Source organism: Methanolobus sp. ZRKC3 (assembly GCF_045291275.1).
Classification (GTDB): domain Archaea; phylum Halobacteriota; class Methanosarcinia; order Methanosarcinales; family Methanosarcinaceae; genus Methanolobus.
Genome location: NZ_CP146982.1, coordinates 932,009 through 958,602, shown reverse-complemented (window position 1 = coordinate 958,602; position 26,594 = coordinate 932,009). Strand labels below are relative to the sequence as shown.

The 26,594-nt window shown below is 39.8% G+C and carries 23 protein-coding genes; all 23 read left to right on the top strand.

All coding sequences use genetic code 11. The features are described from left to right. Positions 1–286 precede the first annotated feature (286 nt). The 23 genes from V7O66_RS04825 (at position 287) to V7O66_RS04715 (ending at position 26,348) form a co-directional block, all read left to right on the top strand. Positions 287–598 carry a hypothetical protein gene (locus V7O66_RS04825; protein ID WP_406661841.1) on the top strand — a complete coding sequence of 104 codons (312 nt, stop codon included), beginning with the start codon at positions 287–289 and terminating at the stop codon, positions 596–598. Between the two features lie 13 nt (positions 599–611). Next, a complete protein-coding gene (locus tag V7O66_RS04820; protein WP_406661840.1) occupies positions 612–2,774 on the top strand; it encodes an AAA family ATPase in 2,163 nt (720 codons plus the stop codon). Between the two features lie 109 nt (positions 2,775–2,883). Beyond that, positions 2,884–3,492, top strand: coding sequence for a DUF4255 domain-containing protein (locus V7O66_RS04815; RefSeq protein WP_406661839.1), 609 nt, complete (start codon positions 2,884–2,886; stop codon positions 3,490–3,492). A 1-nt stretch (position 3,493) separates the two neighbouring features. Next, positions 3,494–4,093: a hypothetical protein gene (locus tag V7O66_RS04810; protein WP_406661838.1), complete on the top strand. Its 600-nt coding sequence runs from the start codon at positions 3,494–3,496 to the stop codon at positions 4,091–4,093. A 190-nt stretch (positions 4,094–4,283) separates the two neighbouring features. After that, positions 4,284–5,954: a phage tail sheath family protein gene (locus V7O66_RS04805; RefSeq protein ID WP_406661837.1), complete on the top strand. Its 1,671-nt coding sequence runs from the start codon at positions 4,284–4,286 to the stop codon at positions 5,952–5,954. Between the two features lie 85 nt (positions 5,955–6,039). Next, complete coding sequence (locus V7O66_RS04800) at positions 6,040–6,477, top strand: phage tail protein (RefSeq protein WP_406661836.1); 438 nt, start codon at positions 6,040–6,042, stop codon at positions 6,475–6,477. An 18-nt stretch (positions 6,478–6,495) separates the two neighbouring features. Further along, on the top strand, positions 6,496–6,861 hold the full coding sequence (locus V7O66_RS04795; protein ID WP_406661835.1) for a phage tail assembly protein: 366 nt from the start codon (positions 6,496–6,498) through the stop codon (positions 6,859–6,861). After that, positions 6,816–7,040, top strand: a complete 225-nt coding sequence (locus V7O66_RS04790; protein WP_406661834.1) for a DUF6760 family protein — start codon at positions 6,816–6,818, stop codon at positions 7,038–7,040. Before V7O66_RS04795 ends, V7O66_RS04790 begins: the two co-directional genes overlap by 46 nt. 95 nt (positions 7,041–7,135) lie before the next feature. Further along, a complete protein-coding gene (locus V7O66_RS04785; RefSeq protein WP_406661833.1) occupies positions 7,136–7,567 on the top strand; it encodes a phage tail protein in 432 nt (143 codons plus the stop codon). Between the two features lie 2 nt (positions 7,568–7,569). Then, the gene (locus V7O66_RS04780; RefSeq protein ID WP_406661832.1) at positions 7,570–9,000 is read left to right on the top strand and encodes a hypothetical protein; all 1,431 of its coding nucleotides are present in this window, start codon (positions 7,570–7,572) and stop codon (positions 8,998–9,000) included. After that, entirely contained in the window at positions 9,000–9,683 is a 684-nt protein-coding gene (locus tag V7O66_RS04775) for a LysM peptidoglycan-binding domain-containing protein (protein WP_406661831.1), read from the top strand. The genes V7O66_RS04780 and V7O66_RS04775 overlap by 1 nt, the downstream gene beginning before the upstream one ends. A 6-nt stretch (positions 9,684–9,689) precedes the next feature. Beyond that, positions 9,690–10,763 carry a phage late control D family protein gene (locus V7O66_RS04770; RefSeq protein WP_406661830.1) on the top strand — a complete coding sequence of 358 codons (1,074 nt, stop codon included), beginning with the start codon at positions 9,690–9,692 and terminating at the stop codon, positions 10,761–10,763. Then, positions 10,763–11,416: a phage baseplate assembly protein V gene (locus V7O66_RS04765; protein ID WP_406661829.1), complete on the top strand. Its 654-nt coding sequence runs from the start codon at positions 10,763–10,765 to the stop codon at positions 11,414–11,416. Before V7O66_RS04770 ends, V7O66_RS04765 begins: the two co-directional genes overlap by 1 nt. Positions 11,417–11,435: 19 nt before the next feature. Further along, entirely contained in the window at positions 11,436–11,828 is a 393-nt protein-coding gene (locus V7O66_RS04760; protein ID WP_406661828.1) for a PAAR domain-containing protein, read from the top strand. 6 nt (positions 11,829–11,834) lie between these two features. Beyond that, complete coding sequence (locus tag V7O66_RS04755) at positions 11,835–12,230, top strand: GPW/gp25 family protein (protein ID WP_406661827.1); 396 nt, start codon at positions 11,835–11,837, stop codon at positions 12,228–12,230. Next, positions 12,227–15,247, top strand: coding sequence for a putative baseplate assembly protein (locus tag V7O66_RS04750; protein ID WP_406661826.1), 3,021 nt, complete (start codon positions 12,227–12,229; stop codon positions 15,245–15,247). Before V7O66_RS04755 ends, V7O66_RS04750 begins: the two co-directional genes overlap by 4 nt. A 2-nt stretch (positions 15,248–15,249) precedes the next feature. After that, positions 15,250–17,262 carry a putative baseplate assembly protein gene (locus V7O66_RS04745; protein ID WP_406661825.1) on the top strand — a complete coding sequence of 671 codons (2,013 nt, stop codon included), beginning with the start codon at positions 15,250–15,252 and terminating at the stop codon, positions 17,260–17,262. Further along, positions 17,249–19,210 carry a phage tail protein gene (locus tag V7O66_RS04740; protein ID WP_406661824.1) on the top strand — a complete coding sequence of 654 codons (1,962 nt, stop codon included), beginning with the start codon at positions 17,249–17,251 and terminating at the stop codon, positions 19,208–19,210. Before V7O66_RS04745 ends, V7O66_RS04740 begins: the two co-directional genes overlap by 14 nt. Before the next feature lie 17 nt (positions 19,211–19,227). Continuing rightward, positions 19,228–20,766, top strand: a complete 1,539-nt coding sequence (locus V7O66_RS04735; protein WP_406661823.1) for a hypothetical protein — start codon at positions 19,228–19,230, stop codon at positions 20,764–20,766. A gap of 77 nt (positions 20,767–20,843) precedes the next feature. Beyond that, on the top strand, positions 20,844–22,052 hold the full coding sequence (locus V7O66_RS04730; protein WP_406661822.1) for a hypothetical protein: 1,209 nt from the start codon (positions 20,844–20,846) through the stop codon (positions 22,050–22,052). A 230-nt stretch (positions 22,053–22,282) separates the two neighbouring features. Next, entirely contained in the window at positions 22,283–23,944 is a 1,662-nt protein-coding gene (locus V7O66_RS04725; RefSeq protein ID WP_406661821.1) for a DUF4157 domain-containing protein, read from the top strand. A gap of 292 nt (positions 23,945–24,236) precedes the next feature. Beyond that, positions 24,237–25,355 (top strand): cache domain-containing protein, encoded by a 1,119-nt coding sequence (locus V7O66_RS04720; RefSeq protein ID WP_406661820.1) that lies wholly within the window; start codon positions 24,237–24,239, stop codon positions 25,353–25,355. Positions 25,356–25,412: 57 nt separating this feature from the next. Further along, the gene (locus tag V7O66_RS04715) at positions 25,413–26,348 is read left to right on the top strand and encodes a hypothetical protein (protein WP_406661819.1); all 936 of its coding nucleotides are present in this window, start codon (positions 25,413–25,415) and stop codon (positions 26,346–26,348) included. The last annotated feature ends 246 nt before the right edge of the window (positions 26,349–26,594 follow it).

Here is a 26,594-nt window from a genome sequence, read left to right as displayed (position 1 = left end):
ATAATGAAAGTTATTAAAAATATAATTATGGTTTGAGATTATTTTGGGAAGGAGTTAATTCATGATTCAAGGTAGATAAATCCTTGAGATTATAATTTATTAGTAAATGTACATAAATAAAATATATATTCTGTATCATGGAAATATTTATATGTTACAATCTCCTAACTTTACAAGGGTTAGGATTTTATTCATAATGTTTTTTAAGTGAGGGAGCGAGCAGTGGGGCGATGACAACTCCTTTTGATTAGTGGTAACTATGTTTTCACGAATTTAGGGTGGTTAAATGATTTTATGCGAGTGTGGGGAATTTGTCAAAAAATCAACATTTAAAGATTATATATGTACTTCAGTAAATCCTTCTACAAGAACGATAGGCCATGAAAAATGTGGTATAATATTCAATTTTTTTGATGATACTGTCTCTAAGAAATATTCATCCAGAAAAGAATTAAAAGTTCTAGCCGGGCGATTTGCAGAGAAAAACAATATGGATCCGGAAGTAATTGGAAGATTTTTGCTGGAAGTTGATAGGCTTAAGTCTTATGGAAATATGCCTGATCGCAAAATTATTCTTGAAGCATACAAGAAAGTATAGGGTAACATCTAATATGGATGGCTATAACAGTAGTTTTGAACATCTTTTGGAGGAGCTCTCACGAATAGATTTGATAGTTCGCACAGAATTAAATAAATTTAGAGAAAATCAACATTGCATGAATGATTTCAGAGGATTATACATATCTGAAGATGAGATTGATGAGATTCTGCAAGATTTGAACTGTGGCTTTAAAGCGGATAAAGATTCAAATGTGGCGCTTGAGCAAATAAAGGAAATATCCCTAAAGATTGATGCAAAAAAGAATGAGAGCATTAGAAGAGGAACAGAACTACGATTACAAAGTTTGTCTGAACTTTTTCACCTTGATTCTTTTGAATTGGATGTTCTTCTGATATGTCTTGCATCAGAGCTTGATCTGCAATACGAAAAGCTGTACTCTTATCTTCAAAATGATGTGACAAAGAAACGACCAAGTGTTGATCTGGTAATGAAACTTCTTTCTTTTTCAAAAGAAGATAAATTTAGAGCGCGAGAATATTTTTTTCCAGAGGCTCCACTAATTATGAACCTTTTAATTCATCTCACAAATGAAGGGTCACATGAGCAACTACCGCTTTTATCTAGATTGATTAAACTGGATGAGGGGATAATAAATTTCCTGATGGGGTTTGATGAAATAGATTTTAGATTAAAGAATTTTTCATCAATAATAGAACCTAAAAAATCATTCAATGATCTCATTTTAGTTGAAGATGAGAATGAAATATTATCTAACATCACAAGTAAAATCCGTGACCAACAAACTTTGATACTTCTGTTTCACGGTCCTTACGGAACTGGAAAAAAGACAACTGCAGAAACAATTTGCAATGAATCAGGAAAGAAATTACTAATTATCGATTCAAGTTCATTGCTGGACAATGAAGCTTTTGAAATTTTAGATATAATTCTCCGTGAAGCAATTTTGCAAAATTTAGCATTATACTTTGAAAACTTTGATGAATTATTGGAAAATAAAGATTCTGAAATATCTCGAATAAAAATTATCCAGAAGCTGGCCAAATATCAAAACTTGATTTTTCTGTCCACCAAACATCCATGGGAGCCAAGATCCTTTCTTAAGAATGCTGCATTTATCAATTATCCTTTCTCAATACCTTCCTTCACAACTCGAAAACATTTATGGGATATGTACTTAGAGAACGATTGGAAGCAATCTGATGATTTGGACATAAGTGCCCTTGCTAGTAAATTTAATTTTAGTGGAGGTCAAATAAGAGATGCTATTTTTACAGCATCCAATCTTAAAATAGTAAGGGATACCAATGAATCAAATTTGTCTATGGAAGACCTTTTTCATGGCTGTAAGGCTCAATCCAACAAGAAACTTAGCACACTTGCCAGAAAAATAAACTCACATTATAAATGGGACGATATAATCCTTGCAAGAGACACGAAAGAACAGTTAATAGAAGTTTGTGGTTTCATTAAATACAAAGGTACAGTGTATAATGAATGGGGTTTTCATCAAAAATTGTCTCTGGGAAAGGGGTTGAATATCTTATTCTCTGGACCCTCGGGTACAGGCAAAACCATGGCTGCCGAGATAATTGCAAAGGAGGTTGAACTGGACCTCTATAAGATCGACCTATCGAGTGTAGTCAGTAAGTATATTGGTGAGACTGAAAAAAACCTTAAAAAAATATTCAAGGAAGCAGAGACCAGCAATGCTATTTTACTATTTGATGAAGCAGATGCTATTTTTGGAAAAAGGTCAGAAGTCAAAGATTCACATGACCGCTATGCAAACATCGAAACAAATTATTTACTCCAAAAAATGGAGGAGCATGAAGGCATTGTCATCCTTGCAAGTAATTTCAGAAAGAATATGGACGAAGCCTTCCTGCGTCGATTACAGTTCACAATTGAATTTCCATTTCCTGATGAAGATTCCAGGGAGATAATTTGGAGGAATATATTCCCTAAACAAACTCCATTAGGAAACGATGTCGATTTTAAATTCTTGTCCAAATTCAAGATCACAGGCGGCAATATCAAAAATATTGCTCTGTCTGCTGCCTTCTTAGCAGCAAGTGATTCTGGTGTTGTTGAGATGAAACACATAATCAAAACCACAAAAAGAGAATTTCAGAAAATGGGAAAACTCTGCAACCAAAGTGATTTTGGAATTTATTATGATCTAGTCAAATAAGTCAAATTTATAGCTGCTATTGTTGCAATTCTCATTTGTTGGAAGTTGGGTTTGTACATCAGAATGAGAAACTATTTTCCTAAAATATCAAAATATGGGGGATGAAAGAGTGTCTGATTATACAGTAATAGCAGAAGTGGGAGAAACATTAATAGATCTCTTAAAAGAGAACTTAGACCCAAGTATTCAGAATTCAATAATTCTGACATCTCCAGGAGAGATTGAAAGCAATGACAACATACGATTATCTCTTTTTCTGTACCAGATCACCGAGAATACCTATATGAAAAACCAAGATATGCAGCTGAACGATTCTCTTGATCCCACCAGATTAAGCTTCCCACCCCTGACCCTTGATCTGTACTATATGCTAACATCTCATCCATCGACTGGAATACAGGACAAGACCGAAAGGACAAAAGAAGAACACAGCTTGCTGGGCAGAGCCATACAGATCTTTAACGATAGCTCTATCCTGAAAGGTTCGGCTTTGAGGGGAAGTTTGGCTGAAAACTACGAAGAACTGCATATAACAATGACCCATCTAAATCTGGATGACATGACCAAGGTCTGGACCACATTCCAGGATACGCCTTTCAGACCTTCAGTTTGTTATCTGGTGACACCTATAAAGATAGATTCATCCCGTGAGAAGATTGTACAAAGAGTCGTATCCAAAGAAGTAAGCAGCTACTACAAAGAAAAGGAGAGGAAATAAGGTGACATTTGAAACTCCTCACATCACTTATCTTGATAAGGTTATTTCCACCAATCTCTCTCTGGCAGTATGGGTAACAGATAATTATACGGAAAAAAAACCTATTGGCGGTATTAAGGTAAAAATAAAAGATGCACAAATAAAAGCTATTAAAAATCCGAGTGGATATTATTGCTTTAACGACCTTAATCCCGGAAGTTATATTGTTAACATAGATTCTGATTATTATTTTCAAGAAGAAGTAAAAGTTGAGGTTCCATCAATTTCTGATTCAAACAGAAAGAACCCCGTCGTTGAAATTTCGATGAAACCCAGGCCTTCATATCCATTTCCAAAAAACTCAACACTTGTAAGAGGACTGATATCAAATGGAGATACCGTAGCAGCAGAAGTAAAAATTGTAGATGAGATTCCAGAGACCCTGGCTGACGATCGGGGTGAATTCGTTCTTTACATTAAAGAGGCTGTAAAGGATAAAAAGATCAATATTCAGATTACAAAGAACCAAATTTCCAAAATGGTTGGTACGACAACTGAAGGAAAATCAATCTCCATTGAGGAGGGAAAAGAGATTTTTGTGGGGGTCATTTCTTTTCCTTAAAATGTAACACCGATCAAATTACAAAGGGGGGCTTAAAGTGCCAGAATATATCGTATCAATATAAAAAAGTTATATCTTTTACTACTGTGGGAATTTAGTGCTTTTAATCATTTTGTTTTAAATTTTGACGTTTTATAGAATTATTGTATTAATTGACCAGGAAATTAAACAATTTAATGGAGATGCTATTATGCCAGAATATTTATCACCAGGAGTATATGTAGAAGAGTTTGAGATCGGAGCAAAGCCGATGGAAGGTGTTTCGACAAGCACTGCAGGTTTTTTGGGAGAATGTGAAAGGGGACCAACAAGACCACACCTGATAACAAGCTGGCTTCAGTACCAGCGTGTTTATGGTTCTTATTTCGGAGAAACTAAATATCTTCCTGGTGCAGTGGATGGATTTTTTAAGAATGGTGGCCAGAGGTGCTACATAGGTCGAATTGTCAAAGCTGGTAAAGACCCTGCTACTAATGCCAGTTTAAAGCTAAAAGCCAATGGCAGAAATGCTTTGACCATAGAAGCTGTTGGTGAAGGAAACTGGGGAAGCAGAGTTGCAGTAAAATTATCTAAAGGAACTTTTGATGGTTTTAAGATGAGTGTTTTTTATTGGAAAGAAATGCCTTCTTCCCTTTATGACCCATTCATAGAACCAAAAGTACAGCCCCGTCCTACGACAACTGAGGTCTTCGACAACATATCAGTTAATGAAGAGTCACCTGACTATTTTGAAAAGACTATCAATGGAATTTCGAGTCTGATAATGATTTCTAAAAAAGAAGGCGACTCCGGTAATCTCCCTGATTCTCTAGAAGCTTCTTCGAATGTGGAAACAAAAGCTGATGAGAATCCAAATGTTGATGAGAAAACGATAAAAGATGACAAAAATAAAAATGAAGATAAACAGAAAGTTTCTGTTAAAGCAACAGAAGGAACTATTACAATAAAATATCTGGAAGGAGGTAGTGATGGCGGAACGATAGGATTGTCCGATTACGAACGCAGCAGTCCTGAGGAAGACAAGCCCGGCAAACGCAGAGGTATGACCGCTTTTAATGCAATCGATGACATTTCAATTGTCTATGCACCCAATGCCTACGCTATTCCAGGCCTGGTAGGATCTTTGATATCAAATTGTGAAAACCTCAAAGACCGTTTTGCAATCATTGATGCAGAACAAGGCTTTTCAAATGTATCCGGTCTGAATCCCAGAAGTGACACTCCAACAGAATATGCAGCTTTTTATTATCCTTGGATCAAGGTCATCAATCCAGAATCCGGTCTTCTGCGTCCCGTACCTCCAGGAGGTTATGTTGCAGGGATATACGCCCGCAGTGACAATGAAAGGGGAATACACAAAGCTCCAGCTAATGAAGTTGTAAGGGGTGCCTCCGATCTTGAATTCCAGATCACAAAAGGAGAGCAGGATGTTTTGAATCCCAGAGGTGTCAATGTAATTCGGGCTTTCCCCGGAAGAGGGATCTGTGTATGGGGAGCACGCACCCTATCAAGTAATACTCTCTGGAAATACATCAATGTCCGCCGTCTCTTTATTTTTGTAGAATCTTCCATAGAACAGGGCACTCAGTGGGTAGTCTTTGAACCTAATGACGAAAAACTCTGGGCAAGAGTTAGAGCGACTATTACTCAATTTCTGACAGGTCTCTGGAGGGATGGTGCACTAATGGGTACAACAGCAGAGGAAGCTTTCTTCGTAAAATGTGACCGTAGTACCATGACCCAGGATGATATTGACAATGGAAGGCTGATATGCATTATCGGTATAGCACCTGTAAAACCTGCAGAATTTGTAATATTCAGGATAGCTCAGTGGCAGGGAGGATCAACAGCTACAGAATAATTTCCTGATAATTTACCATTGATAAATTTCCAGATGCATATAAGCAGAAATTCTACGACTATTATCTTACAAAGGAGGAATAAATATGCCCGATAGAAACGACCCATACAGACAATTCAGATTCCGCATTGAGATAGACGGAATTGGTCAGGCAGGATTCAGTGAATGCAATTTTGCAGATACCACAACAGAGCCAATTGAATACAGAGAAGGAAATGAGCCAACCGTATTTCGTAAACTTTCTGGTTTAACTAAATATGGGAACATCACCCTGAAATGGGGTATCACCGACTCACTTGATCTCTACAACTGGAGACAGCAGGTAATAGACACCGGTGCAGAAGATGCGAGGAAGAATATGTCCATTATTCTGATTGACGAAGCAGGTTCTGATAAGGCACGTTGGAATATTGAACAGGCATGGCCAAGCAAATATGACCCCACCGATCTAAGCGCTAAAGGAAATGATGTTGCCATAGAGACACTGGAAATTGTACATGAAGGTTTCAAACGGGTTTCCTGAGTATGAGGAGATGATCCTATGACATTTCAAACAGAATTTGAATTTACCTTGCCAAAAGGATACGTGGATGAAGAAGGAAATCTTCATCAAAATGGTATTATGCGCCTTGCAACCGCAGCTGATGAGATCCTTCCTCTGAAGGATCCCAGAGTGCAGTCAAATCCTGCATATCTGGCCGTGATACTGCTTTCACGTGTCATTACAAAACTGGGGGAGTTGCAGATCATCAATACAAAGATAATAGAGGATCTTTTTGCTTCTGATCTGGCTTACTTGCAGGATTTCTATGGACGAATAAACGAAAACGGCACAAGTAGAATACAGACCGCATGCCCTAAATGTGGGCACCAGTTCGAGTTGGAGGAAGAGCCTATGGGGGAATAATAGGCTACCCCCTCGATAGGCTCTACGGGGAGGTAGCCTTTATCGCCTATCACTTCCACTGGCCCTTTGAAGAGGTCATAAATATGGAACACAGGGATAGACAGAGGTGGTGCGAGGAGATTTCTAAGATAAATAAACAATTGAGTGGAGAGAAGCAGAGAAGCATTCTTGAGGTATAATAAAAGACAAAACAAAACTTCGTTGTATATCTTAAAATTAGCCACAAGAATTTGTTTATCCAACTATTCTTTTTAAAAGAAGTGAGGGAAATGAGATGACAAAAAATCCATATCCATATCCATCCTTTAAATTTCGAATCGAAATTGGAGGAATCACGGTTGCTCAAGTATCCGAGGTGACAGGTCTCCAGATAGAAACCGAGACTGAGACCTATGAAGAGGGGGGTGTCAATGACTTTGTGCATAAACTACCTAAAAGAACAAAATATCAGAACATTACCCTCAAGCGAGGTATCACAGATCTTGATGATATGTGGAAATGGTATGATAATGTGGTTAGTGGGAAGATAGAGCGAAAAAACGGGGCTATCGTTCTGATGGATGTTACTGGTAAAGATAAGTGGCGGTGGAATTTTTCAAAGGCATACCCTGTTAAATGGATAGGACCAGATTTCAAGGCTGATAGCAACACAGTAGCCTTTGAGACCATTGAATTAGCACATAATGGGATCATCAAGAAGGGGTAAAAATGGATAAATCGAATGTACTTACTCTGTCTGATTCACATTTCCACAGAAAAATTGCGAATAAGTATCAGAGGGGGAAAAGAAGATTCATCACGCATCCAATGTTAATTTTTTATAAAAGTTTGAGGAACGTTCTCTCTCAAAAAAAAGAGATGCACATTCTGATCAAACTTAATTTTCATAACCAGAGTCTGTTGTCTTTCAAAAATATTGTTCAGCTCGTGGATCTGCCCATACAGCGGATGTACCATGGAACTATTTCGAAATCTCTTCCCATCAGACATACTTTTATGGAGAGGATTTCCACCTCTCCTTCTATAAAATCTATATTTTCTCGGGTTGAAAATACGATAAATCATCCACTTTGGAAATATACGCAAATTGAGCCTCAAAAACAAAGAAAAAAGCTGAAACCAAATGATGGAGGCCATCCTTCAATTCAAAATGAAGATCTATGGAAATACGGTCTAACAGTTAAATATAATTTGCCCGTCATTTCATCTCCTGTTAATTTATCTTTGAACAACATGGCTTCATTCAATGGAAGTAGAGGTTTGTTCAACACTTCCTACCAGAACTGGACGACCATCAATAAAAACGTAATACAACATCGTCCTGACGTTGGAACGAAGACTGCTAATTCTATTGCTAGCCGGATAAATAACAAACCGCAGAACTTAGGTTTTGGTAATGACACTGCTGTTCGTCTTATACCTGTCAAAAGAAGAACTCCCATATCGGATAATGAGAGCCTTATTTTTCATAATACCCGCGATATAGAGCAGAAGGCAATCGCTTCCAACTTAAAAGTGAACAATTCACACTGGAAATATACGCAAATTAAGCCTCAAAAACAAAGAAATAGGCTGAAATCAAATGATGGAGGCCATCCTTCAATTCAAAATGAAGATCTATGGAAATACGGTCTAACAGTTAAATATAATTTACCTATTATTTCATCTCCTGTTAATTTATCTTTGAACAAAATAGCTCTATTTAATGGAAGTGGAAGTTTGTTTAACACTTCCTATCAGAACTGGACGAACTTCAACAAAAACGTAATACAACATCATCCTGACGTTGGAACGAAGACTGCTAATTCTATTGTTAGTCGGATAAATAACAAACCGCAGAACTTAGGTTTTGGTAATGACACTGCTGTTCGTCTTATACCTGTCAAAAGAAGAACTCCCATATCGGATAATGAGAGCCTTATTTTTCATAATACCCGCGATATAGAGCAGAAGGTAGAACAGATTGAAAAGATCCTGGTTGAAACAAGAGCTGCAGTGGAAGAAATTTCCACACCAGCTTATTCTCAAATGAATATGAGTACAAATCGGCAAATCGATCTTAATGACATTTCAGAGCAAGTTTATCGATTAATATATGAAAAAATAAAGATCGAATGTGAGAGAAGGGGAATCTTATAATGGTACGCAAACTAGAGAAAGCGTTTATTCGGGCACTTAAAAAGAAGCTCAACCTACATAAAGCGTTTATTGAGGTACTTGATGGGGAGCAAAAAGGCGAACGAATAGAGATACTTTATTTCCCACCCGAATACACCATGGAAAAGAGTAACTCATTCTCAGAGATTGCTATACCTGGACTTGAATCCCCTTACGTGCAATACGTAAAGGGAAATGCAGGAAGTATAACCCTTGAAGCTTTTTATGATACATATGAAGATGGAACTGATGTTAGAGAGTACACCAACAAGCTTTCCAATCTTATGAACATTGATCCTGATCTTCATGCTCCTCCACCCCTGCGTTTCATATGGGGCATGCCTTCAAAAGAACCATTTACCTGTGTACTGGAAAAGGTGACTAATAAATTCATTATGTTTCTGTCTGATGGGACACCCGTAAGAGCCAAGCTCAGTATAACACTCAAAGAATTTAAAACAAGACTTAATAGTCGTGAAAGTGCTCGTAAGTCATCTGATAAAACTAAAGTCTACATCACAAAACAGGGAGATAGTCTGTGGTTGATTGCCCATAAGGAATACGGCAACTCTTCTATGTGGAGACCAATTGCAGATAAAAATAATATTTATAATCCCAGGTTTCTGGAACCAGGTACTCGATTGATAATTCCACCGTTGGAGTAAAAGAATATGGAAATATCAGGCCTTGATATCTATGCACCTTTTTTTACTGTTGAATTAGCAGGTAAACCTGAAGTTGAATTAAGAGATAGTATAGTCAGTATAGAGGTAGATGAAGATCTGGAAAAGCCGGCTATGTTTACAATTTCTTTGAATGAGATGTTTAATGTAAAGGAGCAGAAATTTAAATGGCTTGATGATGAACGCATAGATCCAGGTACTAAGTTCACTATCTCTTTTGGATATGCTTCAGGCTCCAAAAAAAGGGAAGAATTCGTGGGTCAAATTAAGTCTGTTTCACCGAGTTTCGATTTTACGGGGATCACAAAATTAAATGTGAGCGGATACGACCTATCCCATGACCTTTTGAAAACAACAAAAAAAGGTGTTGTGAAAAAAATATACAAAGATATCAAATATTCAGATATTGCCGAAGATATTGCTAAAAAAAATAATTTAAAGTCTAAAATTGAATCGAGTGAAATAACTTATGATAATGTAAACCGGGGAGAAAACGAAAGCGATTACAATTTTTTAAGAAGGCTCTCTGAAGAGATCCAATATGAATTTTATGTCAGATTGGAAACCCTTTATTTCCATAAATCTCGGGACAACAGTGAGGGTGATACCACTTTCGAACTTGGTAAGAACATTATAAAATTCAACCCTAGAAATAGCATTGCAAACGTTGTAAATGAAGTTGAAGTAACAGGATGGGATGATAAGAATTCAATTGTCGAAACCGCAAAGATAGCTGATATTAAAAGTAAGGTTGGAATCCCTGATTTTGAGACTATTGTGAAATGTTCCCAAGATAAAAAAATAGAGGTGATAGAAGACAGAGTTGTGCGTAGTAGCGAAGAAGCAAAAAACTTAGCCATAGCAGAATTAAAAAAGAGAAATAAGGATTTTATTGAAGGAAGTTTGCAGTGCATCGGTGACCCTACGTTGAGACCAGGAATTACTATCAATATAAAAAAAGTAGGTGAGCGTTTTAGCGGTGTTTACTACATAACGAGAACAAAGCATACAATTGGGTCCGATGGTTATAAAACAGAACTTAAAATTAGAAGGTGTCTATGATGGGGTTTGGAGAACTTTTTTACAATGAAAAGCAACAGAATGATCATAGGATAGCTGGCGTTGTACTTGCTGTTGTGACTGGCTATGTCGATCCTAAAGATGATCCTGAAGGTTTGAGAAAAGTAAAGATCAACTTTCCCTGGAGAGGGGAGGAAACTGAAAACTGCCTGGCAAGGGTTGCAAGTTTAATGGCTGGAAAAGAAAGAGGACTATTCTTTTATCCAGAAATTGGAGACGAAGTACTGGTGGCATTTGAACAGGGTAATATAAATTATCCATACATTATTGGCGCTCTCTGGAATGGTGAAAACAAGCCTCCTGAAATCAATAGTGATGGAAATAATGACATAAAATTGATAAGATCACGGAGTGGACATACAATAAAAATTGATGACACTGATGGTAATGAAAAAATTGAAATTGCCGATAAAACAGAGAAAAATATCATCCTTATTGATTCCAAAAACAATTCTATTTCTTTCAAATGTGATGGAGATATTGAGATATCCGCCCCAAATGGAAAGGTTACCATCAATGCAATGGATCTTGAGCTTAAATCCTCTGCTTCAACAAAGATCGAAGCTTCTGTTGGGGTGGATCTAAAGGCATCCGGATCAATGAATATCAAAGGAGCAACTGTGAACATCAATTGACCAAGGGGGAGTGTTAACTATGGGAATGCCAGCAGCTAAACAAGGGGATAAAATAATTGCAACAGATATCCATATAGTTATGATACCATCACCGGCAGGACCAGTGCCAACACCTCTGCCTCATCCTTTTATGGGTATTATAGATGGCAATCTAAGCCAGGACGTAAAGATAATGGGTTTGCCCGCTGCTACTGTTGATTCGACGGCTTTGAATACGCCTCCTCATATTCCACAGGGTGGACCGTTTCAGAATCCTCCATCAAATAAAGCGACCATAAAGATAGGAAGTACCACTGTAAAAATAAATGGAAAAATGGCAGCAAGGGTTGGCGATACAGCGATGACGTGCAACGATCCTTCAGACCTGCCTACAGGAACAGTGATTGCAGCAGGTACGGTACTTATAGGGTGATCAGGTATGGAAAAGGATTTTCTTGGCACAGGATGGAAATTTCCTCTCAGCACGGACTCAAATGGGAGAATAGCTGTTTCAAAATACGAAGAATGCATAAAAGAGTCCATCTTGATCATCCTTAGAACTGCAAAAGGAGAGCGCCTGATGCGGCCTGATTTTGGATGCAGTATTCATGAATATGCTTACTCCACAACGGACACCCTTAATCTTCGCATGATAGAGAATACGGTGTATGAAGCACTGGTCCAGTGGGAACCCCGCATAGAAGTGCTTGGTATAAAAACCAGCAATGGATTAACTCAGGATGGAAAACTCTTGATCAGTATAGACTACAAGGTTAGGGTCAGTAATACCCAGTTCAATCTTGTTTATCCATTTTATTTAAATGAGGGGCTATGATTGAAATGGAACTTCACAAAATAAGTGAAAGGACAATGGATACAGTCCTGCAGGAAATTAAGAGAAAAGCACCTTTTTATGTGCCTGAATGGAGTGCAGAAGGTAATGAGGATTTTGGAATTGCCCTTTCAACGATATTTGCCAATATGGCTGAGATCATTTCCAATAACTTAAACTATGCCCCCCAGAAGCACTTTGTCTCTTTCTTAGATATGATGAATTTTTCACTTATGCCTGCTCAACCAGCAAAAACAGCACTCACCTTTGTTCTAAGTGAAGCAGCTTCTGATAATATTTTGATCCCATCCCATACTCAGGTAACAGCAGAAGGCACTGATAGTACTCCAGTTTTCTTTGAGACTGAAAAAAGCATCATGGCTACACCTTCCCAACTTGTATGTATATATGGCGTGGATAAAAAGAACGATACAATTGCTGACCATACAATTGCTGTAAATGGGACCGGGACTACAGATATTTTTACAGGAGATGATCTACAGGAACACATCATCTACATTGGGGACGAAAAACTTTTCAATGTTAAAAACGGAAAGATCGTTCTAGATCTTGAAGAGTTTGATACAATACCAGAAAGCTTATTTGCATATAAAGATCGAGTTTATTGGGAATACGGTACTTTGGTCACAAACCTGAAGGGTGAAAAGCAAATCGGGAAGGTACAATGGAATCCTTTCCAAAATCTAAGCTCGCAGAGGAAAAAGCTGATAATTCTCACAGGTAGCGAGAATATTGACAGGGTGGAAGTCAACGGCTGTGAAAGCAGGTGGATCAGATGTCGGCTGAATGAGACCGCTATTCCAGAACTTAAAGACCTTAGTTTCAGATCGATCAAAGTCGAGACATCTGCAATTGAGATCGAACCTGAGATACTATTCTATAATGACATACCTATTGATGATCGTGGGGAATGGCTGTACCCCATGGGAACTAAACCACGTACCTATGATACCTTTTATATAGGCTGTGCAGATGTTTTTTCAAAAAAGGGATATTCTATAAGTTTTGATTTTTCCCTGATCCCGGGACAGGCAGGTCCAGATGAAGAAAATAATCTACCACAACTTTCATGGGAATACTGGGACGGAGAAAGCTGGAGAAGCCTTAATAAGTTCATCGAATTCAGTGTAGACGGGCAAGCTGTAGATCGGCGATCTGAAGAATCTATACAAAATTGGGTTAGTCGGTCGCCAACAGAAAAAAGCTTGCATGTAACCGTGAGCATTTCAGAAATGATAGAATTAAAGCCTGGAAATGTTAATGGTAAAGACAATTACTGGATCAGAGTTAAGCTCATAGAAGGAAATTATGGGACTGAATATACGATCACAAAGAAAAACAAATTAGAACCTGGTAAATTTAATCCTCCCAGAATAAAGAGCCTAAAAATCCAATACCGCAATAAAAGAGAAAAAGAACCGGAACATATCTTTGCCAGGAACAATCTTGTTTTTAAGGATTGCAGAGATGAACTTATACGTACAAAGAACTGCAAACCTTTTGAAGCTCTTTCCGATACCTATCCCACAATCTATTTTGGATTTGATGCAGAGCTTCGAAAAGGACCTATCAGTCTATTCATACATCTTACACAAAACAGTACTCAACCCCAAACTGTGATCCCTAAGATCAAATGGCAGTATTTTTCAAAGAAGACCGGAGAATGGGCAGAACTTGAGGTTCTGGATGAAACCAGTGGCTTTACAAAAAGCGGAATGTTACAATTCCTTGTTCCAGAGAAAATGCGAGCTTTAAGGTTATTCAGGTCACCAGAGCCTCTATACTGGCTCAAGGCAGTGTTTATTGATGGGAAAAGTTACTCAAAGGTACATGGTTTTTATCTAAATTCCACATGGGCCATTCAATCAAGAACAATTAATGACGAGAGGATCGGATCCAGTTCCGGAGAAGCGCATCAACTATTCAAGCTTCTGAATAAACCTGTTATAGATGTAGATCTCTGGATTAATGAAGTTAATAGTCTTTCAGAAGGAGAAATGCAGACACTCCTTAAGGATAAACAATATGTGGAGCTAAAGACTGATGACAAGGATAATGTGGTGGAGTTCTGGGTAAAATGGACTGAGACAGATGATCTTATTGATTCAAAAAGCAAGTCCAGGGATTATCTGCTTGATAGAACAAATGGTGAGATCACCTTTGGGAATGGCACACATGGGATGATTCCCCCAATAGGGCTCAATAACATCAGATCAAGTTATAGGATAGGAGGGGGAGAGGCTGGAAATTTTGATGCCTTTTCGATATCAAAACTCTACAGCACCATAAGGTACGTAGATTCGGCATACAATCCAATTGCTTCGGACGGGGGATGCGAAACTGAATCTATAGAGAATTTGATGAGAAGAGCACCTGCTACATTTAAGCACAGGATGAGGGCTGTAAGTGCAGAAGATTTTATCTGGCTTGCTAAAAATTCTTCGCATCAAGTGGCAAGGGCCAAAGTACTATCTAATTTTAATGCAAATGATAAGGACGGTATGAGCTGGACAACAATAGTTATAGTTCCTGAAAGTTCAGATCCAAAACCCATGCTTTCAACCGAATTAAAGCGCAGAGTAGAAACATATTTGAAAGATCGATGCTCGAATGTTGGAAAGTTGAGAGTAATAGGAGCATCTTACTGGAGAGTGGACGTTGCTGCTGAAGTGGTAGCAAATAACATGGAATCCATACCTTCAATTGAATTTGAAGCAAGAACAAAGGTTGCTGAATTCCTGCATCCGTTGAAAGGAGGAGTGGATGGAAAAGGTTGGGATTTTGGCAATACCCTATCCATATCGGATATATACTCCTTACTTGAGCCCATCGAAGATGTTGATCATGTAAAAAATGTTACAATAACTTTCAGGGATGAAAAGGAAATTCGGATGCAATTAAGCGATCCCACGGAGATGGCCACACTTCCTGAATCTACCCTGCCCTTTAGTGGAGAACATGAGATTACCGTCGGATGGCAAAGCGAGAGGGAGGAATAAGTTTGTCTTTACCAAAACCAGATCTTGACAATAAAACCTTTGATCAATTGGTAGATGAAGCAAGAAAACTTATCCCCAACTATGCTACACAATGGACTGATCACAATTTAAGCGATCCAGGAATAACATTAATTGATCTTTTTGCATGGCTGACTGAAATTACATTATATCGTATCAACTTGGTAAATGAGGAACATCGCCTCAAATACCTAAAGTTGTTAGGAGTGAAGCCTGCAACATCAATTCCAGCAAAGGTCGATCTAAGTTTCGGGGCTGGAGAAAGCACCTTGTTGAAAAAGAACACCGTTGTTTCAACAAAAAAAGACGGTATGGACATCAATTTCGAACTCGATGAAGACGTAAATGTCGTACCCTTAACTCTGAAAAAGATAATAGTCAATGAATTAAACGCAGCTTTATTCTCCACTCCCTTTGCCGGAGAAGAATTTATGAGTGGGGTCTTTGACAGGACCATTGCAAATCAAAAAGATGATCTTTTTTTCACCCCTTTCGGTCAAACCACTCAGGAGGGTAGCTGCCTCTATCTCGGATTTGGCCTGAAAGAAGAAGATGAAGGTCGCAAGCAGGAAAGTAAAGCGCCGCATATTCTCAATTTCATGTGTTATCTTTATGAAAAGGACCTCATAAGTCCCGGACGGCACGGTGATGAAGAAGATTATGAATTTGAGAATGCAAAATTAAAGTGGGAGATCTCTGTTGCACCTGATGCAGCGAAATGGAAAGAAGTGTTTCCTGATGATGGAACAAAAGATTTTAAGCAAAGTGGCAGACTTCTTTTTGAAGGACTTGAAAGTTGGGAATTATCTAGAATTCCAATATGGAAAAGCGATAGTAAGTATTTCTGGATGCGCTGCACCCTTGAAAGATCTGATTATGAGTATCCACCCAGAATAGAAAGAATAATGCTCAATACCGTGGAGGCGGTCCAGAGAAAGACTGTCCATATTATCACTCTGGGAATAAGTAATGGTTTGCCAAATCAGGTTTTTGCACTACAGGAAGTACCTGTCCTGAATAAGAGTTTGAAACTTTGGGTTGCAGGAGAAAAATGGACAGAAGTTGATGATCTTGATGGTTCAGGTCCGGAAGATACACATTTCATCCTTGATAATGAAAATGGAGAGATCCGATTTGGTGATGGACTGATGGGAAAGGTCCCATCAGTAGATTCTGGGATCAGAATTCCTGAATATATGGCAGGGGGTGGAGAGCAGGGGAACCTGATGCCTGACTGCACATGGTCTATTCAGGATGTTGAGGATATGGACATAACAAACCAAAGAGCTTCAACCGGAGGCAAAGAAGCAGAAACAATAGCTGAGGCAACTGATCGATTTATTAGAGATCTAAAAGTTCCCTATACAGCAGTTACATCGGAGGATTTTGAATATATTGCTAAAAACACGCCGGGTTTAAGGGTGGCTACGGCAAAATCAATCCCAAATCATGATCCCATGAATCCTGAAAAGGGTGAAGGGTCGGTAACAGTTGTTGTGATCCCATTCAGCCCACTGAAAACTTTTGCGATCCCACCCGAACCCTCTTCTGGATTTAAAAATGCAATCAAGCAGCATCTGAATACACATCGATTGCTAGGAACCCGGATACATGTGATCCCACCGGTCTACATCAGAACTACTGTTAATGTAACTGTGGTCCCTTCAAATGGTTTTTTGAAGGAAGGTCTGGCACAAAAGATCATTGATCGACTGAACTTCTTCCTTCACCCTGTAAAGGGAGGTCGTGAGGGGAACGGCTGGCCCATAGGCAGGAGTCTGTATCGCTCAGAGCTCTATGAGTTAATTAAAAAGATAGATGGTGTGGATTCAATTACTGAGCTTTCAATAAGAGCAGATAAGAATACACATACTGATGAGTATGGAAATCTTGTATTGGATTCAAGGATAGCTACCATATATTCCGGCAGGCATGTGGTGGAAATGATCAACAAAGCAGATGCAGGAAGGAGGGGTAGTATATATGCAGAAAGGTAATTACAAAAGGATCAATACGCAATCTCTTTTGAAGAACTTCACAGCCTATATGGATAACCTGAGCATAACAGAAAACGGCTTAAGATTAAGCGATAAATCTGTCTATAAATTCGGGACCGATATCATTGACGATTCAAATTTACATATGAGTGATATCGCCATCGATGAATGCGATACTGTTTATATAATAGACCAGAAAAGCAGATCGATCCGTACAATTCATGAGAAATTCGGGACCCTCAAAAACCCTGTTTATGATTCCAGGAATCTTGCTGAGATCCTTGATACTCCATGTGGCATTGGTGTCGATGAAAACTCAATATACGTTGCTGACAGTGACAAACAGAAAGTGATCTCTTTTGCAAAAACCGATCTTCAGGTCCGCTGGACTGTTTCAAAAGGTCCTGAAGGACTGCCTCTTAAGGATCTTGTTGACCTTGCTGCTGGTCTTGATGGTAATATTTACGTGCTGGAAAAAGGAAGGAAAAGGATCCTTAGACTGGATAAGAACGGCAACATTGTAGATGAGATCGGCAAAGGAGAGCTCTCTGATCCAAAAAACATTTATCTAGACAGGCAGGGAAATATTCATGTTCTTGACGGCGATGAGTATTCTTTTATTTTTAAAGTTGATGGGACATATGAAAAAAGGATAGCTGAATACTCACTGCTACAAAATCTAAGCAGAAAACGAGCCAGTGATTCAAAAAATAATCTTTATCTCATAAATGATTCAGGGAATAAACTGACTTTTTTTACATACACTGAAGAAAATACTACAAATCAAAAAGGTTCTTTCCAGGGAACATATATCTCAAAGCGTATAGATAGCCAAACCCCCAAGACCCGATGGCATCGATTCTTGCTGGAAGGTAACTTTCTGGAAGGGACCAATATCGAGTTTTTATATTATATTTCAGACAAACCGCTAAATAAGAAATATATAGAAAATATCGAGGAACATGAATGGCATAAAGGCATAGCAGGTAGTTCTTCAATTCAGGGAGAGAGAAGAAGAGACGCTTTATTCCAGGCCGATGTAGAAGGACAATACCTGTGGTTTAAGATCATACTAATGGGTACTGAAACCCTATCACCTGTGATTAGTTCCATTACTCTCTTTTTTCCAAGGATATCCTATCTTGATTATTTGCCGGAGATTTACAGGGAAGACCCAGCAGGCAGAGATTTTCTTGATCGTTTTCTCTCGATATTTGAAAGCATGTTCTTTGAGATTGATTTTAGTATTGATCACTTGAGCCGTTCTTTCGATGCTGAGGGTACTCCCCCTCAGTTTTTGGACTGGCTTTGCTCCTGGATCTCCTTTCCACTGGATGAGAACTGGCCCGAGACCAGAAAACAGCTCTTTGAAGAGAAGAAGAGATCGTTTATTTCAAAGGCAGTTTCAATCTATAAGAAGAGGGGGACGAAGGAAGGTTTAGAAGAATTAATCGAACTATATACCGGAAAAAAACCAATAATTGTGGAAATTTATCCAACCAATTCTCTGGAAGAAAAACAGATATCTAAGATCCATGAAGTTAAGGATACCATGTTTTTCCCTCCAAAAGAGGCAAAAGTAAAACTTCCCATCGGCAGGGGTGAAGCCTATGAGAAGGAAATTGCATTGCATGATCTTTTGTTTGGAAAAGAACGGTTCTGTTTTTATGTTCTTTTCAAAGATCCCGTTGATGAAGCTACACTGGACCTTATCAGGACTATTATTGAAGAGCAGAAACCTGCCCATATGTCGTACAAACTTAAGGTACTTGAACCATGGTTCTATCTGGATGCCCATACGTATCTTGGTATAAATACAGCACTAACAAAACCTGATTTCGTTCTTGGAAAGACATCTGTTGTTGGAAGGGACACGGCTCTGGGGGGTCGGGAAATGGACCAGAAGCACATCACGCAAAGTAACTATTCAAAATCAGTTAAAGAATAATGGAAGGAGTTGTGGACATGTCAGATCATGAAGATAAGAACAGGGATTGCAAGTTGAACCAGTTCCAGAGAAATAATTATTTCTATGGTAAACTGATGACAGTCAGAGATTTTGAAGTCGAACAGGATTACTTTAATGGAAAGCGCCATCTGCTCAACAGATACATGTATGGCCCCGGTCTTGTATGCGGCTTTTCCCATATTGAAGTTTCATCTGGAACTAACGATGAGGTCAAGGTCAAATTCAGTGATGGCGGAGTAGCCCTTGACAGTTGTGGACGGGAAATTGTTGTGCCTGTCGATATGGATAAGATCGTTATCAATGAAAAAAGTGGTAACGATCTTAAAAGATCAGATATTGAAGAGACGATGTACCTATATCTCAGGTATAAGTCCTATCCCAGTGAGCTTGTCAATGCGGCTTCCAGTCCTTTGAGCTGTGAGGAAGTCACCTGTGAAAATAGGGTTCTTGAAGACTTCGAGATCATTGCTTCAAACAAATATCCAAAACCAGCTTTTTCCCAGCCCGAAAATACTGAAAATATCTCCGAGGAGAGCAATAAAAAGGGATGGTTCGACAGCACTTCCAGATCATGTTCAGAGATCGGAGATTTTGATGATAAGGTATTCTTTGTGGCTGTAAATGAGGACATATCGGTCAATAGAACCGAAACCAGCCGTAGAAATTTTGTTTCGATAATTCGTTCTGAAGGCTCAAAAAAGAATATTGCAACCGGGGTCGTGCTCTTTGAACGCCCTACGGTGAACACGGTCTCTTCTGATCTTATTGACCCAAGAATCGGAACGGGGCCATCATGTATCAAACTGGGTCTGGAAAAAGATGATGAACAGATCCTGACGGGTTCTCTTGGTATCCTTGATAGACCCGATATTCCAAAAGTGCTCCTGGGAGCAGATCTGGATCCCGATTCTGGTAGATTCAGGGTTACAGCTCGTTTTCAAGATGATACTGAAAGGACTTCGATCAAGATCCGCTGGTGGGCATTCAAAGCCGATCTGGAATATGGAATGGAAACTGTCAAGTCTGCAACCGTTCTAACAAAGTATAAGTTTGCAGATGATCCCATGGTCAAAGCCAAGGTCGTAGAGCACGGTCTATGCGAATCCGGTGGCAAAAATTGCATGGAAGTTGACGGAATTAGAGGCGGTGACCACTATGCAAAAGTTGGAAATGATGTTGCACTCAACGGCAACCCACAGAAACTGGTCGAACTCATCAAGGAACAGGACGATGAGGTGCATGAGCTATACGATACATGGGATATCGGCGGTCGCTGGCTCCTGAAGGTAGAGGAATTTGATCTAAGTAAATCCCAGGCACTGGTCAAACTTTACTATAACGATGAGGAGTTAAAGAAATACGCTGTTTCAGAAGGCGACCTTATCACCTATTTTGACGATATTGCAGGTGAACAGTTTGTGCCGCTGTTCATAAGTTATGTCGATAAAGTATCCATTCCCAAGTTCATCAAAGAAGCTAAAGTGGAGCTGAAATATACATGGGCAGTGGCCAGAGAGGTTAGAACCATCGAGTAAAACACCACCCGTTAAAATGGGTGGCTTCCTGCTCTTTAAATAAAAATTTTCTAAAATAACTATTCTGGGGGTACATGATGAATAATACAAACAAATTCGGGTTGATCTTGATCACCCTTATCATTTCGATTGTGTGTTTTTCAGGTCTGGCTTGTGCAGATGAGAATCTCGACAATCCCTACGATATCAAGAAACTTGATAAGGATGCAGGAAAACAACCAGCTATTGTATACCCGGTTTTTGGCTATGCAAATCACAATTACACATTCAATGTAACTTATAATTATACTGTGGCAAATGAGGTCCCCGATCTTGAAAATATAAAGGTTGTGTTCTACTGGGACACATGGCGTAATACCGATCCTGGAAACCGTACTGAATTAAGTTACACAAATGTAAATCTGAGTGATAATGTTTGGCAGTGGAAGACCGAGGCCAGCCACCCTGGAAACCGTACTGAATTAAGTAACACAACAGTAAAAGATCTGGGTGATAATGTTTGGCAGTGGGAGGCCGGGGCCACCCACAGTTGGCCCAGAAAAGGTACTTATGGGATTCAAATTGGAGTATTTGAAGATGAAGAGCTAATAGACCTGTCCTATTGGATGCCGATAGATATCAGAAAAGACATCGAACCCAATAAACCACACGAACTCTATATGAGAGATCCTAAGGGCACCACTGAAAATGCTACTCTATATAAGAATCGGTTTAAGGATTGGCTGAAAATCAATACAAGCAATCCAAAATATTACGGATATGAAAAAGAATTTTACACCTTTACCACAAATGCAACTGATGATGAAACAAATGTAAGCCTCTGGTATAATTTCAGCTGGGGGGATGGTAGCTCCGATGTGACCAGACGTGATAAAGCCGGAACACCTGCAGATTATTCGCATAGCTGGAGTTTCCGGGATAATAAGACACCATACAATATCGAAACCAAGGCAATCAAACGTGATCTCTATGACCCGAAAAAAGATGTAGAGTCTGAATGGAACAGTAGTGCCTATATCATCATAAAGAAAGACCCAGAATGGATTGAGAATTTGGGGATAATTATATCCATATTAGGTTTGTCCTTCATCGCTTTGACCGGCATAAAGGAAACTGTAACCATCGAGGTCTCCATATTTGGACATGAGTACCGTAGAAGGTCCATCCAGTATGCAATTGGGGTACTGCTGATACTAATAGGACTGTATATGGTCTTTGTTATGGGAAGATGTCCCTGGGACATGCCATGGCCATTTGAGTGGTTATTTTATGACAAAATAAAATAAGATAAAATATTTGTTACCTTTAAGACGGAAAGAGTCCTTGCGTCAGCCGGGCACGTTAAATCGAAGATTAAAAACGCACATTTGATCTTCTATCTGATGTGGGATGGGAGCCGTCAGCCTTACTTGCTCTTTTTTTTGAACACTTTGTACTTTCAGATCCACCAGATTCTGCACTTTTTACAAATAACAGAAGAAGATCGACCTTTGTGATCGATAAGGAGGAGTTAAACATGCCTGAACACGAACAAGCACCGAAATCAAAGAAAACCAGCAGCAACATCCAACGAGAAGCAAAGACCTCAAAACAGACGGACCAGACGCATCCCGCAGATATCACCCCGAATGCCCAGCTTGACCCGGGTTCCCTTGCCCCTGCTGATATCTTGCAGTTGCAGCGCACGGTCGGGAATCAAGCGGTGGGTCGGCTGCTCAGATCAGGGCAGGTTGTGCAGCGTCAGGGACCAGAGGAGGAAGAGGAACTCCTGCAAGGAAAGTTCGACGAGACTATCCAGCGACAGGAAGTCCCGGAGGAGGAAGAAGAGGAGCTCCTTCAGGGAAAGTTCGATGAGACCATCCAGAAGCAGGAACCAGAGGAGGAAGAAGAGCTCCTTCAGGGAAAGTTCGATGAGACAATCCAGAAGCAGGAGCCTGAAGAGGAAGAAGAACTGTTGCAAGGCAGGTTTAAAAGCAACCCGGAACAAGCAACATGCTTTTCCTGTTCCACAGCTTCCGTTCAGCGAGAGGAGGAGAACCGCACAGGCATGCCGGATAATTTGAAAGCCGGATTGGAGCAGTTGTCTGACATGGATTTGTCAGATGTGCATGTGCATCGCAACTCAACCAAACCTGAGCAACTCAACGCGCTAGCCTATACCCAGGGGCAAGACATCCATTTAGGGCCAGGTCAGGAGAAGCACCTGCCCCATGAGGGTTGGCATGCGGTGCAGCAGAAGCAGGAGCGGGTGAAGCCGACCATGCAGGGCAAAGGGGTGGCGATCAATGATGATGCGGGGTTGGAGAGAGAAGCGGATGTGATGGGGGGGAAAGCCATGCAAATGAAGAGACCGAATGAGGAAAATTCGAATGTGATGAAACGCACCCCTCAGTATTTTATTAGAACAGCACAAAGTCTGCCAAAAGACGATCTTTCCAAATTAGTCAGCCATTCAGTTTCCCCGAATGTTCTTCAAAGACGGATATTAATTAAATTTAATTTGAAAAATATAGCAACCACATTTCAGATTACTGGGCGTCCGTCTTGGCGGAGTGTGGCAACCAAGGCACATCCGTCTGCCAAAGGTTGTGACCGAAGACATATACTAGCTTGGTACGTCATCAAAAAAGATATCAAGAGTAATATTTTTCAAAAAGATAAATACACGATCAGAGCTTTTCTAACTAATCCATCCAACTTTAAAAATCAAAAATGGGCGACTGAATCTATTTTAAAGATCAACAAATTCTTACATAGTAGCCGCAAAGATAAGTGGGAAAAGGCTATCCAGTACTATGCTAGTGCTCGTTTTAATGATCCTGGTAATCTGTTTATGGGGCCAAGAATGCCTAATAGAGCTTTGGGCTGTCGGATTCGACCAGCTTATAATAATCTCCTTAAGTTGCTTACTGAGTGGAACAAAAAAGGACTTGATAAGCCTTTGCCAAATTACTACTATGTAACATTTCCCTTTACGGATATAAAGACTGGGGAGGTGCAAAAAGATACAATTCCGATATTAACAATTGAAGACGTGGTCGATTGGTATGGAAATATGGTAATTGACTGGGAAAAGTATGAAGATTGGTCAGAAACTGCGGACATTTTTATACGTCATCTTGAGGGGATAAATCCGGTTCTAGCGAAAAAAATGGTAGAAGCGTCTACCGCATGGTGAACCACGAGTTTGTCCTCGGCACCGAGGAAAAGGAGGAGGCGAAAAGTTGTAGCTCAAAAAGTCAAAGGCTGCGGGCGATGCGGTGGATGAAGGTCTTGTCCCGGTGTTTTTTCCATTTTTAGTGTTGGTGCCAAGATCAGTAGTCCATGAACCACACCTAAAATATCCTGATTTTTTGAGATATATCGCTCCCATCAGGGCGACGCAGCGATAAGATATTCAAGCGTTCCTATGCTGAGCATGAACTCCAGCAGCGTTGAATGGATCGTTAAATTAAAGGAGGTAACTAAAGATGCAACCCGAAAAATTCCAGAAGCTGATGTTTAGAACCCTCTTACTGCTCTGTGTGGTGAGTTTTTTGCTGTTGGTATATCATATCAACGTGCAAGAAACCCCAGAGGAGCTCGAAGATTATGCCACAGATATGGCAAAATACCAAGCTGTGGGAGCAGTAGGCAAAATTAATCAAAGCCTCACAGACATGATGAATGTCACCACATCCATCGCAGAAGATCTGAGTTCTGGTGAGCTGAAAGAAGATCAGGTTGTGCAAAGGATAAATGAAACATTGGAGAACCATAAGGAATTTTACGGTATTGCCGCTGCATATAATCCCTCTGTGAAACATTCGATAAATGGTTCGGGCCTTTATGCCCCTTACGTCAGAAGGGAACAGGGTGAACTCCGATTTACTCTGCTCGAGGAGGATTACGATTACACCCAGGAAGATAATGAAACTAGTACCAGACCCAGAACCATATGGTACAATCAACCGCTTGATATAGGTGAGGGGTGTTGGATCGAACCCTATTTTGGAACAGCAAGCAATAAACTAGTGGTATCGTATGCTCTTCCTTTTTACAATGCATCTGCCCCTGAAACTCCTGCTGGAGTTGTTGCAGGTGTCTATTCTCTGGATTGTATGAGAGGTATCGTCGGGTCACTTGACCTATGGGGAACAGGGTACGGATTTATCATCACAGAAAATGGAACCATAGTTTCATACCCCATTCAGGAATACCTCGGTCAGAATATAGCTGAATTAGAAAAGACAGACGATACGCTGAGGGTGATACATCAAAACATGAGTCTCGGAAAGCAAAGTTTCACCAATCCCAATAACTTTACAGGCCAGACATCCCAAGTATTCTTCAATAATATCCCCTCAACAAACTGGACAATGGGAATTGTCTTTGTCGAAGAGGAGATCTTTCAAGAGGGAAAGACGTTCCAGCAACACACATCGATTAAAATTTCCATGGCTTTTATAGCCTTTTTGTTTTTCCTTTCCACTCTCATCTTTCATGTAGAGAAAGGCAGTTCCAGAAGCCTTTGGGCTGTTGCAATTATCTTATCTGTTCTGTGCTTAGGCGGGATAGGACATATATGGTATCTCAATCTGCATGATTAGATCGATGAGCAAGATTACGATGCAAAAGTTCTCGACAGGGCCGGCTTAGAAGTAGCCTTGAATAAAGTCCTCATTAAAACGGAAGTATATGAAGACCCGATAAAAGTTCCTACCGGGATCTTTCTTCAGTCCATAGAGTTTTCAAGTTCCAATAACGTGGCTGTAACGGGCTACATTTGGCAAAAAAATACAACTGAAGGAATATCTCGTGGAGTTATTTTCCCTGAAGCTGAATCCACAACCATTGAAAAAGCGTATGAAAAGGAGGGAGTCACAGGGTGGTATTTCACGACCACACTGCGCGAGCAATTTGATTATTCCAAATATCCCTTCGATAAAGAAACTGTCTGGATCCGGTTATGGAATGAAGGATTTGATGAGAATGTTGTTCTTGTGCCTGACCTGGATTCCTATGATAACCTCACATCAGAATCAAAACCAGGTATTGAGGAGCAATTTGTACTTGAGGGATGGGAAATCCAGAAAAGCTATTTCAGCTATAGGGACAACAGCTACAACACTAACTTTGGATTGGAGGATTACAGCCATAAAAATGTGCCAGAGCTCTACTTTAATGTGGGTGTGAAAAGGAATTTCATAACCCCATTCATCTCGTACATGAGCCCATTGATAGTAGTGGCACTCCTTGTATTTGCTGACCTCTTGCTAATCTCTAAAAAAGAGGAGGATGTGAGCTACTCCGGATTCAGCTCTTCAGGTGTATTAGGGTACTGCGCTGCACTGCTATTCGTTCTCATAATAGCACATGTCTCCCTCAGAGAAAACCTTGCAGCAGATGGCATAATCTACCTGGAATACTTCTACTTCGCAATGTATTTAGCGATCCTGGCTGTTTCAGCGGATTCAATCTTGTTTGCATCAAAAATAAAAATAAAAATAATTGACTATGAGGACAACCTCATAGTAAAAGTGCTATATTGGCCCGCGTTAATGATCTTGCTGTTAATACTTACACTATATGCCTTTTATTGAACTTAATTAGCAAAGAATCAATCTACTACAGTATAGTTTACTCACATCTACCATCCGCAGCTCAGCAAGGTCTTGATAACATACATGTGGCCTGCTTGAATATAGGTAATTTACCATATTTTCCCTTCACCCAACAGTGAGGACTGCATGATTAAGGGGACAATCTTGTGGATGCTGTGCTTAATTGTGCTCACAACCCCCTCATCAATCCTACGTGTTCCACATATCTCTTAGGTTCAGTCTGAA